This is a genomic window from Inmirania thermothiophila (genome assembly GCF_003751635.1).
GTDB lineage: Bacteria > Pseudomonadota > Gammaproteobacteria > DSM-100275 > DSM-100275 > Inmirania > Inmirania thermothiophila.
Map to the genome: position 1 here is coordinate 536,826 of NZ_RJVI01000001.1, position 11,439 is coordinate 548,264.

At 75.6% G+C, this 11,439-nt stretch carries 13 protein-coding genes and 2 tRNA genes; 4 read left to right on the top strand and 11 right to left on the bottom strand.

Annotated features, from left to right (window positions below; genetic code table 11):
* Positions 1 to 154: 154 nt before the first annotated feature.
* From EDC57_RS02580 to EDC57_RS02605, 6 genes are all read right to left on the bottom strand, one after another.
* Entirely contained in the window at positions 155 to 886 is a 732-nt protein-coding gene (locus tag EDC57_RS02580) for an MBL fold metallo-hydrolase (RefSeq protein ID WP_211331856.1), read from the bottom strand.
* Positions 887 to 930: 44 nt separating this feature from the next.
* Positions 931 to 1,641 (bottom strand): tRNA (guanosine(46)-N7)-methyltransferase TrmB, encoded by a 711-nt coding sequence (gene trmB, locus EDC57_RS02585; protein ID WP_123399955.1) that lies wholly within the window; start codon positions 1,639 to 1,641, stop codon positions 931 to 933.
* Between the two features lie 19 nt (positions 1,642 to 1,660).
* On the bottom strand, positions 1,661 to 2,464 hold the full coding sequence (locus EDC57_RS02590) for a thiazole synthase (RefSeq protein WP_123399957.1): 804 nt from the start codon (positions 2,462 to 2,464) through the stop codon (positions 1,661 to 1,663).
* A gap of 28 nt (positions 2,465 to 2,492) precedes the next feature.
* Positions 2,493 to 2,693 carry a sulfur carrier protein ThiS gene (gene thiS / locus EDC57_RS02595; protein WP_123399959.1) on the bottom strand — a complete coding sequence of 67 codons (201 nt, stop codon included), beginning with the start codon at positions 2,691 to 2,693 and terminating at the stop codon, positions 2,493 to 2,495.
* A gap of 90 nt (positions 2,694 to 2,783) precedes the next feature.
* Entirely contained in the window at positions 2,784 to 3,524 is a 741-nt protein-coding gene (locus EDC57_RS02600; protein WP_123399961.1) for a DUF3379 family protein, read from the bottom strand.
* On the bottom strand, positions 3,521 to 4,048 hold the full coding sequence (locus tag EDC57_RS02605; protein WP_123399963.1) for a sigma-70 family RNA polymerase sigma factor: 528 nt from the start codon (positions 4,046 to 4,048) through the stop codon (positions 3,521 to 3,523). The genes EDC57_RS02600 and EDC57_RS02605 overlap by 4 nt, the downstream gene beginning before the upstream one ends.
* 113 nt (positions 4,049 to 4,161) lie before the next feature.
* On the opposite strand from EDC57_RS02605, the gene EDC57_RS02610 reads away from it, so the two are divergent.
* Positions 4,162 to 4,235 (top strand) — tRNA-Gly (locus tag EDC57_RS02610).
* A gap of 159 nt (positions 4,236 to 4,394) precedes the next feature.
* Here EDC57_RS02610 and EDC57_RS02615 read toward each other — a convergent pair.
* The 3 genes from EDC57_RS02615 to EDC57_RS12715 form a co-directional block, all read right to left on the bottom strand.
* The gene (locus EDC57_RS02615; protein WP_123399965.1) at positions 4,395 to 4,877 is read right to left on the bottom strand and encodes a host attachment protein; all 483 of its coding nucleotides are present in this window, start codon (positions 4,875 to 4,877) and stop codon (positions 4,395 to 4,397) included.
* A complete protein-coding gene (locus tag EDC57_RS02620) occupies positions 4,874 to 5,557 on the bottom strand; it encodes a DUF3047 domain-containing protein (RefSeq protein WP_170165013.1) in 684 nt (227 codons plus the stop codon). The genes EDC57_RS02615 and EDC57_RS02620 overlap by 4 nt, the downstream gene beginning before the upstream one ends.
* 73 nt (positions 5,558 to 5,630) lie before the next feature.
* Positions 5,631 to 7,073: a hypothetical protein gene (locus EDC57_RS12715; RefSeq protein ID WP_170165014.1), complete on the bottom strand. Its 1,443-nt coding sequence runs from the start codon at positions 7,071 to 7,073 to the stop codon at positions 5,631 to 5,633.
* A gap of 77 nt (positions 7,074 to 7,150) precedes the next feature.
* On the opposite strand from EDC57_RS12715, the gene EDC57_RS02625 reads away from it, so the two are divergent.
* The 3 genes from EDC57_RS02625 (at position 7,151) to EDC57_RS02635 (ending at position 10,687) form a co-directional block, all read left to right on the top strand.
* Complete coding sequence (locus EDC57_RS02625) at positions 7,151 to 9,514, top strand: AsmA family protein (protein WP_123399969.1); 2,364 nt, start codon at positions 7,151 to 7,153, stop codon at positions 9,512 to 9,514.
* Positions 9,511 to 10,551, top strand: a complete 1,041-nt coding sequence (mutY, locus tag EDC57_RS02630) for an A/G-specific adenine glycosylase (protein ID WP_123399971.1) — start codon at positions 9,511 to 9,513, stop codon at positions 10,549 to 10,551. Before EDC57_RS02625 ends, mutY begins: the two co-directional genes overlap by 4 nt.
* Positions 10,552 to 10,611: 60 nt before the next feature.
* Positions 10,612 to 10,687, top strand: a tRNA-Phe gene (locus EDC57_RS02635).
* A gap of 149 nt (positions 10,688 to 10,836) precedes the next feature.
* On the opposite strand, the gene EDC57_RS02640 is transcribed toward EDC57_RS02635, so the two are convergent.
* Positions 10,837 to 11,154 carry a cell division protein ZapA gene (locus EDC57_RS02640; RefSeq protein ID WP_123399973.1) on the bottom strand — a complete coding sequence of 106 codons (318 nt, stop codon included), beginning with the start codon at positions 11,152 to 11,154 and terminating at the stop codon, positions 10,837 to 10,839.
* Complete coding sequence (locus EDC57_RS02645) at positions 11,151 to 11,384, bottom strand: TIGR02449 family protein (protein ID WP_123399975.1); 234 nt, start codon at positions 11,382 to 11,384, stop codon at positions 11,151 to 11,153. The genes EDC57_RS02640 and EDC57_RS02645 overlap by 4 nt, the downstream gene beginning before the upstream one ends.
* Between the last annotated feature and the right edge of the window lie 55 nt (positions 11,385 to 11,439).

The following is an 11,439-nucleotide window of genomic DNA, read 5'->3' on the forward strand; positions in this document are numbered from 1 at the left end:
TCCGTCGCCGCGACGGGGGCCGCGGCCGCCGCCTCGGGGCCGTCGGAAGCCTCCCGCACGCGCGAGGACGGCACCGCAGGCTGCGCGGCGCCGCCGTGATGGGCCCTTGATAGCAGATCGGGGGTGAAAAGCTGACTATTTTGTTCCTATGCCCTCATCCGGGGGCGTTATCCGGCCCCGACCGGCGGCCGCGGACCGCCTCCGGCGGCACCGGCCGGTAGGGGGTGCTGCGGATGCGGTCGTGCTCCACCATGCGGTAGCGGACGAAGTCCTCGAGGCGGTTGAAGTGCAGGAACGGGTTGCCGCGCTTCTGCTCGCCCAGGGTGGAGGTCTCGGGCTCGGCGTAGCGGTGGCCGGGATGGATCACGGTCTCGTCGGGCAGGCCGTCGCGCAGGCGGCGCAGGGTGGCGAACATGGCCTCGGGATCACCCCCGCGCAGGTCGCAACGGCCGCAGCCGAAGACGAAGAGGGTGTCGCCGGTGATGAGGTGGTCGCCGATCCGGTAGCAGGCCGAGCCGGGGGTGTGGCCGGGGGTGTGCAGGACCTCGATCTCGGTCTCGCCGAGGCGGATGCGGTCGCCGCCGTGGTGGAGGGTCGGTCGCGGCAGCTCCGCGCCCCAGAAGCGGGCCTCGTCGCGCAGCAGGTGGAGCTGGGCGTCGGTGGCCTCCAGCACCCGCTCGATGCCGTTGACGTGGTCGTGATGGCTGTGGGTGAGGAGGATGTCGGTGATGCGCACGCCGCGCTCGCCGGCCAGCGCCAGGACCCGCTCCACCTCCCACGCCGGGTCCACCACCGCGGCGCGGCCGCTGGCCGCGTCCTGGACGAGGTAGACGAGGTTCTCCATGGGCCCGAGCTCCAGGGCCTCGATGCGGACGCCTTCGCTCATGTCGGCTCTCCCGTGCTTCGGCCTCCGCCCGCGAGCTTAGCCCATCAGGCGCCCTCGCGGCGGCGGTAGAGGAGGTCCAGGACCGGATGGCCGAGGCGCTCGCCGCGGGCCTCGAAGCGGGTGCGTGGGCGCCACGGCGGCCGCGGGGCGAAGCGGCCGGGCCCCTCGAGGTTGATCAGGCCCGGCTCCGCCTCCAGCACCGCCACCATGTGCTCGGCGTAGTCGGGCCAGTCGGTGGCGAGGTGCAGAAGCCCCCCGGGGCGGAGCACGCGCAGCAGCTCGCGCACGAAGGGGGGCTGGACGAGGCGGCGCTTGTGGTGGCGCTTCTTGGGCCAGGGGTCCGGGAACCAGATCAGGATCCGGTCGAGGGAGGCCGCCGGCAGGTGGCGGGAGAGCACCTCCACGGCGTCGTCGCAGATCACCCGCACGTTGCCGAGGCCCTCGCGCTCGAGCCCGAGGAGCAGATGGCCGACGCCGGGGCGGTGGACCTCGATGCCGAGGAAGTCCTCCTCGAGGGCGGTGCGGGCGAGCGTGAGCAGCGCCTCGCCGTTGCCGAACCCGATCTCGAGGGTGCGCCGCGCCCTGCGCCCGAATGCGGCGTCGAGATCGAGCACCCCCCGGGGCTCGAGGCCGTAGCGCGGCCACAGGGTCGCCAGCGCCCGGCGCTGGGCCGCCGTCATCCGCCCCTCGCGGCGGACGAAGCTGCGGATGCGCCGGGTCTGCGCCGGCCCGCCTTCCTGCGTCGGCGCGGTCACGGGTGCCGCCGGCTCCCGCTCAGAAGAAGGTGCCGTCGATGGGCGAGGAGGCCGCGGCGTAGCGCTTGCGCGGGATGCGCCCGGCGAGATAGGCCTCGCGGCCCGCCTCCACCGCCTTGCGCATGGCCGAGGCCATGAGCACCGGGCGCTTGGCGCCGGCGATGGCGGTGTTCATGAGCACGCCGTCGCAGCCGAGCTCCATGGCGATGGCGGCGTCGGAGGCGGTGCCGACGCCGGCGTCCACGAGGATGGGCACCTGGGCGTTCTCGACGATGGTGAGGATGTTGTAAGGGTTGCGGATGCCGAGCCCGGAGCCGATGGGGGCGGCGAGCGGCATCACCGCCACGCACCCCATCTCCTCGAATCGCCGCGCCGCGACCGGGTCGTCGCTGGTGTAGACCATGACCTGGAAGCCCTCCCGGATCAGGATCTCGGCCGCACGCAGGGTCTCGGGGATGTCCGGGTAGAGGGTCTTCTCGTCGCCGAGGACCTCGAGCTTGACCAGGCTGTGGCCGTCGAGGAGCTCGCGCGCGAGGCGGCAGGTGCGCACCGCGTCCTCGGCGCTGTAGCAGCCCGCGGTGTTGGGCAGGATCGTGTAGCGGTCGGGCGGGAGGACGTCGAGGAGGTTGGGCTCGTCCGGGTTCTGGCCGATGTTGGTGCGGCGGATGGCGACGGTGACGATCTCGGCCCCGCTGGCCTCCACCGCGGCCCGGGTCTCCTCGAGGTCGCGGTACTTGCCGGTGCCGACGAGCAGGCGCGAGCGGTAGCGGCGACCGGCGATGATCAGCGGGTCGTCGGGCAGGGCGTCGGTGACGGCGTTCATGGGGCTCCCTTCTTGCTTGCGGGCGGCGTCAGCCGCCGCCGATGGCGTGGACGATCTCCACCCGGTCGCCCGGCTGCAGGCGCCGGTGCGGGTGTTCGCTGCGGGGCACGATCTCGCGGTTGACCTCCACCGCGAGCCGCCGTCCCTCCAGTCCGAGCAGGCGCACGAGCCCGGCCACGGTGAGCTCGTCGGCGACGCTGCGGGCCTCTCCGTTGACGATGATCTCCATGCGGGTGCGCGCAGGGATTGCCGAAGGGGGGATTCTACAACAGGCGCGCCGCCGCGGGCGGGCCGCGGCGGCGGGGAGGGCGGGGCGCGTTCAGTACCAGCGCACGGCGCGGCGCAGGCGTTCCTCGTAGGGCGCCAGGGACTCGCCGGCGGGGCCGAGGACGGCGACGCTGCCCTTGCCCTCGGGCCAGATCACGCCCTCGAGGCCGTCGTGGCGGATGGGCTCGCGGCGCGGGACCTGCTCGCCCATGAGGTAGACCACGGTCACCGGCCCGCGCGCGCCCCGGAAGACCAGCATCCCGGCCTTGCGGCCCTGCAGCCGCGTCACCTCGCAGTAGGCCACCGGTCCGAGGTCGCCCACCAGCTGCGCCCCGATCTCGCGGAACATGTTGCGCACCACCTGGTCGTCGGCTTCGGTGCCCGCCGCCACGCGCATGATCTCGGCCATGCGCTCGCCCACGGTGGCCGCCACCATGTGCTCCACCGGGGCCTCGCGGCTCTGCTGCAGGTAGTAGCCGCCGCCGAGGATGCCCGCCACCAGGAGGACGCTGGCGGCGAGGGCGTAGACCTGCAGCCAGCGCTGGCGGCGGGCCCGCGGCCTGCCCTCCTCGCGCAGGCTCTGCCGAAGCAGGATGCGCGCCGACAGCCCCTCCGGCACCGGCACCTTGCAGGCCTCGTGGAGGGCGGCCTCGAGGCGCTCGATGCGCTCGGCCTCCGAGCGGCAGCCCGGACAGTCGCGTCGGTGCGCGCTGAGCGCGGGGTCGCGGTCGCGCGGATCCACGAGGATGCGGCGGCGGAACTCGAGACAGCTGATGGGAGGCACGGCGTTCATTTCTTCACCTCTGCGGAAGCCTCGGCGTCACCCTCGAGCAGCTCCCGCATCTTCTTGCGCGCACGGAACAGCCGTGTCATCACGGCGCCGGCCGAGATCCCCAGCATCTGGCCGATCTCCTCGGCGGTGTAGCCGCCGATCACCTGCAGCACGAGGGGTTCGCGGTAGTCCTCGGGCAGCTCGGCGAGGGCCCGCCGCAGGACGAAGGCCTCGGTGCTGGTGTCGTAGCCCCTCGCCCCCGGCACGCGCTCGAAGTCGGGGTCGTCCAGCATGTCCAGGCGCTTGCGCTCGTAGAGCCGCGCATGCTCCCTGCGCACGATGGTGAAGAGCCAGCCCTTGGCCGCCTTCTCGTCGCGCAGGTTGTCGATGGAGCGCCAGGCGCGCAGGAAGGTCTCCTGCACGAGCTCCTCGGCGGTGTCGCGGTTCCGGCACAGCCAGAAGGCGTAGCGGTAGAGGTCCGCGGAGAAGCTCTGGACCAGCGCCTCGAAGCGGGCTCGCGCGTCGCCCTCGTCGTTCTGTGTCATCTCTGTTCACGCTCCATGAGACCGGCCCTCTCCGGCAACCCTTACCGCGGGGGGTCCGCCTCGATCCGGACCCTTGCCGCCTCCCCCGGCCGATGCATAGAATGAGCGCGCACGCGGGTGTAGTTCAATGGTAGAACCTCAGCTTCCCAAGCTGATGACGTGGGTTCGATTCCCATCACCCGCTCCAGATTCCCCCCGCTGAATCCGCGCCCCGCGATCCCCGCCCGCAGCGCCCCGAAGGGTCGCGCGGACTGCGCCCCCCCGGGGCGGGCGCGATCCCTCGTCCGCCCCCGGCGGGGCGCTTCGGCCGTCGCTGCGGGCGAGGCCCGGCGCGCGGTCGCGGCCGCTACGCCGCGGGCGGCCGGCGCCGCGGCAGGAGGCCGTCCTCGGCCAGGCGCTCGTGGATCTCCATGGGCGCCATCCGGCACAGGTCCTTGGCCACCTCCTGCACGGTCACCCCGGCGGCGCTGCCGTTGAGGCTCTGGCGCAGGTGGCCCAGCATGCGCTTCTCCGCCACCAGGACGAGCCGCGCGGGATGCCGGCGCAGCATGCGGGCGGCGGTCTCCCCGATGCGGCGCGCGAAGCGACGCTCGAACTCCGCCATGTGGCCCTCGCGGTGGTCGTCGTAGCCGTGGGCGCCGCCGCCGCCGGGGGCGCGGTTGCGGCCGCTCTTGGGGTCGCTCCAGACCTCCCCGGAGGCGTCCTCGTTGGTGAGGCTGGCGGTCTCGACGAGGTTGGGGCCCGACTCCAGCTCGGGGTGCTCCGCCGGGCGCAGCTCGAAGAAGCGGGCGCAGCCCTGGCCGGCGACGATCACGCAGTATCGGGTCATGGTCGGCTCACCTCCTGGTGGGGTGGGACGGGGGCCGCCGCCGCGGCGGCGGGCAGGAAGGCGATGGCGCCGTAGTAGGCGAGGGCCTCGGAGCCGGTGTCGTCGGCGTCGGTCATCAGCGCCACCGCCTCGATCCGGCGCACCTCGCGCCCGAAGGCGCGGCGCAGGTCCGCGGCGACGTCGCGCTCGTGGGTCTGCCAGCGGCCGAGGCCCGCCTCGCCCTGCGCCACCGACCACATCACGGTGTGGCCGGTGTAGGGGTTGGGCCAGCGGGTCCCGGGGGGCGTCGCCCGCGTCCAGACGTAGTCGAGGGCGTAGCGCTGCCACGGGAACGGACCGGTGCGGAAGACGACATAGAGGCGGGCGGCGAAGTCGTCGCCGGCGCGGCTGTGCTCGGCGGCGCCCCGCGGCAGCCGTTCCACGCGCCAGCGCCAGCGCAGCAGCGGCGTGGCGGCGAGGTCCACGGCGACGGGCCGCACGAGGCCGGAGGCGCCGGCGCGGGCATGGGCCTCGAGCACCGGCTCCCCGTCGAGGGTCACGATCCGGTAGCGCGTGCGCCCGTGGAAGCGCTGCTCCTCCCATCCGGCGAGCCCCTCCCGGGCCGGGTCCAGGACCTGCGCCGATGCCTGCGCCGCGCACGCAAGCAGGAGGGCGAGAGTCAGGCGCAGGCATCGGGTCAAGGCGGGTGCGGCTCCTCCGTTGGCCCCCACCAGAAACCTATAGCAGGGCGGCGGAGCCGCTGCCACCGCCCCCTCAGGGGGCGGGGAGGAAGGCCTCCTCGAGGAGGAAGGGGTCGTCGAAGTGCCGCCGGCCGACGAAGGCGATGGCGTGGTGCCCCCACTGGCGCATCGCCCCGGGGTGCGGGATGCCCATGGGCCAGAGCAGCCAGCGCTCGCCCCGGTCGGTGCCGGGCACGATGCCGTCGGGGCGGAAGAGGCTGCGCCGCCCCCCCTCCGGCAGCGGCAGGGAGCGCAGCTCCGCATACGGGGCGAGACGGTAGCGGGCGGCGGGGGCCGAGGGCGGCGGGCGCCAGTCCACGTGCAGGAGCTGGTGGGTGCCGGCGGCGAGGAAGAGCGCCGGGGCCGCCGCCCCCGCCGGGGGCGGCGGGATCACGGCGGGCACGAAGGGCGGCTCGCCGGCGGCGGGCGGCCAGGGCCTCGGCCGCAGCCTCGGCGTGGGCAGGAACATGTGGTAGCAGCCGCAGTTGTGCATGACGTCGTAGGCGAGGGGACGCCCCTCGCGGTCGAGGGTGACGCGCCAGGTGAGGCCGTCGAGGCGGCCGCCCAGGAGGTCGAACGGGCCGCTCCGCGGCCGTTCCGGGAACCAGACGACGTAGACGATCTGCAGCAGCGTCTCGCCCTGCAGGCGGGTGTGGGCGAGGCGCCAGTAGACCACCGGGTCGCCGCGGTCCACGTCGGGCCGGGCCGCGCCGCGGCGCCAGCGCGGGCGGCCGGGGTCGTCGGCGGGGCCGGCGCGGGCGATGACGAAGGTCGGGGCGTGGCGGGCCGCGAGCGCCCTCGCCGCCGCGGCCTCCGGGCGCGGGATGCCGAGGGCGTCGCGGGTCGGGGGCCAGGGCGGCGCCGTCTCGGCGCGGGGCGGCCGCAGGATCCGCCACGGCCCCCCCGCGGGCAGCGCCTGCGGCGGCAGGGCGAAGGTGCCCGCGGCGCGGCGGCGCCAGCGCCGGGCGAGGAGGTCGACGGGGAGGGCGGTGACGGCATAGAGGCCGAGGACGCGCCGAGCGGTGCGATACTCGTCCGGGACGCGCACCGCCGCCGCCAGCGCCCGCGCGGCGCCCGCATCCGCGGCCAGGGCGGCGACGAGGGCGCGGCCGCAGCGCTCGATCTCGTCCGGCGTCGCCGGGGCCGGTCCCGGCAGGTTGGCGAGCTCGGCGCGTCGCGCCTCGAGGTCGAGCCGGCGCAGGGCCTCGAGCCAGGCCCGCCGCGCCCCGGCTGTCGCGAGCTCGCCGGCGAAGGAGGCGAGGAGGCGGTCGACCCGCAGGTAGGGATGCCCGGGGATCCGGGCCGCCTCGCCGTCGCCGACCCCGGCGGCAGCCACCGCAGCATCCAGGGCCTCGAGACGCCCGAGACAGCCCTCCGCGCCCGCGGGCTCGGCCGGCGGGGGCGGGCGGGCGGCGGCGCAGGCGGCGAGAAGGCCTGCGGCGAGGAGCAGCAGCGGCGTGCGCGCGCGGCGGAACATCCTATGCTTGCAGGAGCCGTGTGGGGGAAGCTTAGTCTGCCGCCGCGCGATGCACCGCAAGCCCAGGGGGAGGCGCCATGAGAGTCTGGCTGCGACGGATCGGGATCGCACTCGGGGTGCTGGTGGTGCTCTTCGCCGCCGTGCTCGGATACGTGGCGGCGACCTTCGATCCCGACGACTACCGCGACGAGATCGAGGCCGCGGTGGAGGCGCGCACCGGGCGCGCGCTGCGCATCGGCGGCGGGCTCGAGCTCGAGCTCTTCCCGTGGCTTGCGGTGCGCACGGGGCGGGTGGAGCTTGCCGACGCGCCGGGCTTCGGCGCCGGCCCCTTCGCCGCCATCGAGCGGGCCGAGGTGCGGGTGCGGCTGCTGCCGCTGCTGCGCCGCGAGCTCGAGGTCGGCCGGGTGCGCGTCGAGGGGCTGAGACTGCACCTTCGCGTCGACGGCGAGGGCCGCAGCAACTGGGCCGACCTCGCCGGCGGGGGCGGTGCGGCCGAGGGGGCGGGCGGCGGCGAGGCGGCGCCGGCCCTCGCCCTGGCGGTGGCCGGGCTCGAGGTCCGCGACGCCCGCATCGAGTACGTGGACGAGCAGGCCGGCCACGGCCTGACCCTGGGCGGGCTCGAACTCGAGACCGGGCCCCTGCGTCCCGGGGCGGCGGTGCCGGTGCGGCTGCGCACCGGGATCGAGGCCGAGCCCGCGGGCCTGCAGGGCCGCCTCGAGGTGGGCGGCGAGGTGACGGTGGACGAGGCGCTGCAGGGGCTGCGGGTGCGCGGCCTCGACCTGCGGCTGCACGCGGCGGGTGCGGGGCTGCCGGATGCGGGGGTGGATCTGGGCGTGCGCGGCGACCTCGCCGCGGACGGCGCCGCCGGACGGCTCGTGGCCGAGGGGCTGGAGCTCGAGCTCCCCGGGCTGCTGCTTGCGGGACGGGCCGAGGCGGCGGCGCCGGCGCGGGCCGAGGTGGTGCTCGACAGCCGGCGACTGGCCCCGGCGGAGCTGCTCGCCGCGTTGGGGATCGCCGCCCCCCTGCCCGCCGGCTCACCGCTCCTTGCCCAGGGCGAGCTCGGCCTCACGGCGCGCCTCGAGGGCGCCCGGCTCGAGGTGCCGCGGCTCGCGGCGGCGCTGGGGCCCGTGCGCATGCAGGCGCGTGGGACGGTGCCGGATCTTGCCGCCGGCGCCTTCGAGGGGCGGGTGGAGATCGCGCCCTTCTCGCCGCGGGCGGTCCTCGGCGCGGCGGGCGTGGAGGTGCCGGAGACGGCGGATCCGGCGGTCCTCGGCGAGGCGGCGCTGCGCACGGCCCTGCGCGGCGATGCCGCCGGCATCGAGCTGCACGAGCTCGCCCTGCGCCTCGACCAGACCCGGGTGCAGGGCCGGCTGGCGGTGGAAGGGCTGGCGCGGACCCCGCCGGCGCTTCGCTTCGATCTCGAGGTCGACGCCGTCGATCTCGACCGCTATCTCCCGCCGCAGGCCGCCGAGACCGCGCCGCCGAGCCCGGGCACCGCCGCCGTCGGCACCGCGGCGCTGCCCCTGGAGATGCTGCGCGCGCTGCAGGCCGATGGCCGCGTGCGCATCGGGCGGCTCAAGGCCTTCGGGATCCGTTCCGAGGCGGTCTCCATCCGGATCGCGGCCGGCGACGGCCTCCTCCGCCTGGGCCCCAATGCGGCCCTTCTCTACGGCGGCCGCTACGCCGGCGACGTGCAGCTCGACGTGCGCGGCGACGCGCCGGTCTGGCAGGCCCGCGAGACCCTCACCGACGTGGATGTCGGCGCCCTCCTGCGCGACGCCATGGGCGAGGAGCGGCTGCAGGGCCGGGCCGAGGTGGCGCTGGCGCTGGCCGCCGAGGGGGCCGATCCGGTGGGCCTGCGGCGCACGGTGGACGGCACCGCCCGCTTCGTCTTCCGCGACGGCCTCGTGCGAGGGGTCAACATCGCGCAGCTGATCCGCGAGGCCCGCGCCCGTCTCGAGGGCAGGCCGGTGCCGAAGGCGGAGGGGCCGGCCGAGACGGACTTCACCGAGCTTGCCGGCAGCGCGGTGATCCGCGACGGGATCCTGCGCAACGACGATCTCCGCGCCCGCTCCCCGCTGCTCCGGGTGGCCGGTGCAGGCACCGTGGATCTGCCGGGCGAGCGCCTCGACTATCTGCTGCGGGTCAAGCTGGTGGGCACCCTGGAGGGCCAGGGCGGGGCGGACCTCGCCGCGCTCAAGGGGCTCGAGATCCCGTTGCGGATCCGGGGACCCTGGGCCGGGCCGTCGTTCAGCGTGGAGCTCGATAAGGTCCTCGCGGGCAAGGCCAAGGCGCGGCTCGAGGCCGAGGAGGCGAAGGCGCGGGCCCGCCTCGAGGCCGAGAAGGCCGAGGCGCGGCAGCGGCTCGAGGAGAAGAAGCGGGCCGTGGAGGAGGAGACCCGGCGCAAGCTCGAGGACAAGCTCAAGGGCCTGCTGCGATGAGGGGGGCGTTCGCCGCCGCCGTCATCGACTGGCAGCGCCGGGCGGGACGCCATGACCTGCCCTGGCAGCGGCCGCGCACGCCCTATCGCGTCTGGGTCTCGGAGGTGATGCTCCAGCAGACCCGGGCCGAGACCGTGATCCCCTACTTCGCGCGCTTCACCGCGCGCTGGCCGGACGTGCCGGCGCTGGCGGCGGCGGGCCGCGAGGAGGTCCTGGCCGCGTGGTCGGGGCTCGGCTACTACCGGCGCGCGATCCACCTGCACGAGGCGGCGCGGCGCATCGTCGAGCGGCACGGCGGGGCGCTGCCGCGCGATCTGGAGGCGCTCGCCGCCCTGCCGGGTATCGGCCGCTCCACCGCCGGCGCCATCCTCGCCCTCGCCTGGGGGGAGCCTGCGCCGATCCTCGACGGCAACGTCCGCCGCCTCCTCGCCCGCTGGCACGCGGTGGAGGGCTGGCCCGGACGCGCGGCGGTGGCGTGCAGGCTCTGGGCGCTCGCCGAGGGGCATCTGCCGCGGCGCGACGTCGCCGCCTACACGCAGGGGCTGATGGATCTCGGGGCCACCGTCTGCACACCGCGGCGGCCGGCCTGCGCCGCCTGCCCGGTGGCCTTCGGCTGCGAGGCGAGGCGGCGCGGCGACCCGTGCGCCTATCCGGCCCCGGCGCCGCGGCGGCGCCGACCGCGGCGCCGCACCCGCATGCTCGTCCTGCGCCGAGGCGACGGTCGTGTTCTCCTGGCGCGCCGGCCGCCGGCGGGGGTGTGGCCGGGGCTCTGGAGTCTGCCGGAGTGCGCGCCGGGCGACGACCCCGAGGCCTGGTGCCGGGTGCACCTGGGTTTCGCCGCCCGCACCGAGGCGGTGCTGCCGACGGTGCGTCACGCCTTCACCCACTTCGAGCTCGAGATCGAGCCGCTGCTGCTCACGGTGGAGGGCGCGGCGGCGGTGGGCGAGGGGCAGGTGTGCTGGGTCGGCGGGGAGGAGACGCAAGGTCTCGCGCTGCCTGCGCCGGTGCGGGCCATCCTCGGCCGCATCGGCGCTTGACGCCTGCAAGGGGCGCGGATTTAATAGCCGTCCTTTCCGCCGCATCCCGGCGGGCCCAGCGGCCAGGTAGCTCAGTTGGTAGAGCAGGGGACTGAAAATCCCCGTGTCGGCGGTTCGATTCCGTCCCTGGCCACCAATCCCCCCAACCGATCGACGTGCAGGGGTCGCCGGCCCGCGGCGGCGAGGGCGCCTGCGGGCCCAGTGCTCGCATGCATCCGGCGAGCCTCGCGCCGCGACGCGGTCGGGTGCCCGTAGAGGTTGAGGGAGGTGGCGCCGTCCCGCGCCTTACGCGCCGCCCTTGCCGGGGGCCTCGCCCAGGGTCTCGGCGATGCGCCGCTGCAGGGCGTCGATGCGGGCGCGCAGCTCGGCGATGCTGCGGCTGCGCTCCTCGCGCAGGCGCAGGTAGTCGTGGGTGATATTGAGGGCGGCCATGACGGCGATGCGCTCGAGGCCGACGACCTTGCCGCTGTCGCGGATCTCGCGCATGCGCTCGCCGAGGTGGCGGGCCGAGGTCAGCAGCGCCTCGCGCTCCTCCGGCGGGCAGGCGACGCGGTACTCGCGGTCGAGGATGCGGACCGTGACCGCGATGGGGGCCTCGCTCACGGGCCTTCCTCCATGCTGCGCAGGTGCGCGATCATGGCCTCGACGCGGCTGCGCGCGCGCTCGTTGCGCTCGATGAGGCTGGCGCGCTCGGCCATGAGGGTGCGCTGCTGCTGGCGCAGCGCCTCGTTCTCCTCCTCGAGGCGGCGGCAGCGGGCGAGCAGCCGCTCGAGGAGCGCCTCGAGGTCCTCCAGGCGACGGGCCAGCTCGGCGATGTCCTCCTCCCCCGCCATGAGGCCAATATAGGCAGCGCCTTCGAGGGCGGTCAATGCGCGGCCGCGGCGCGCC

What these genes read in the sequence shown, in the direction of transcription:
- EDC57_RS02580 (WP_211331856.1), bottom strand. Translation starts at nt 886, where the DNA reads ATGAGCGAAGGCGTCCGCATCGAGGCCCTGGAGCTCGGGCCCATGGAG.
- EDC57_RS02590 (WP_123399957.1), bottom strand. Translation starts at nt 2,464, where the DNA reads ATGAACGCCGTCACCGACGCCCTGCCCGACGACCCGCTGATCATCGCC.
- thiS (WP_123399959.1), bottom strand. Translation starts at nt 2,693, where the DNA reads ATGGAGATCATCGTCAACGGAGAGGCCCGCAGCGTCGCCGACGAGCTC.
- EDC57_RS02600 (WP_123399961.1), bottom strand. Translation starts at nt 3,524, where the DNA reads ATGAACGCCGTGCCTCCCATCAGCTGTCTCGAGTTCCGCCGCCGCATC.
- EDC57_RS02605 (WP_123399963.1), bottom strand. Translation starts at nt 4,048, where the DNA reads ATGACACAGAACGACGAGGGCGACGCGCGAGCCCGCTTCGAGGCGCTG.
- EDC57_RS02615 (WP_123399965.1), bottom strand. Translation starts at nt 4,877, where the DNA reads ATGACCCGATACTGCGTGATCGTCGCCGGCCAGGGCTGCGCCCGCTTC.
- EDC57_RS12715 (WP_170165014.1), bottom strand. Translation starts at nt 7,073, where the DNA reads ATGTTCCGCCGCGCGCGCACGCCGCTGCTGCTCCTCGCCGCAGGCCTT.
- EDC57_RS02625 (WP_123399969.1), top strand. Translation starts at nt 7,151, where the DNA reads ATGAGAGTCTGGCTGCGACGGATCGGGATCGCACTCGGGGTGCTGGTG.
- mutY (WP_123399971.1), top strand. Translation starts at nt 9,511, where the DNA reads ATGAGGGGGGCGTTCGCCGCCGCCGTCATCGACTGGCAGCGCCGGGCG.
- EDC57_RS02645 (WP_123399975.1), bottom strand. Translation starts at nt 11,384, where the DNA reads ATGGCGGGGGAGGAGGACATCGCCGAGCTGGCCCGTCGCCTGGAGGAC.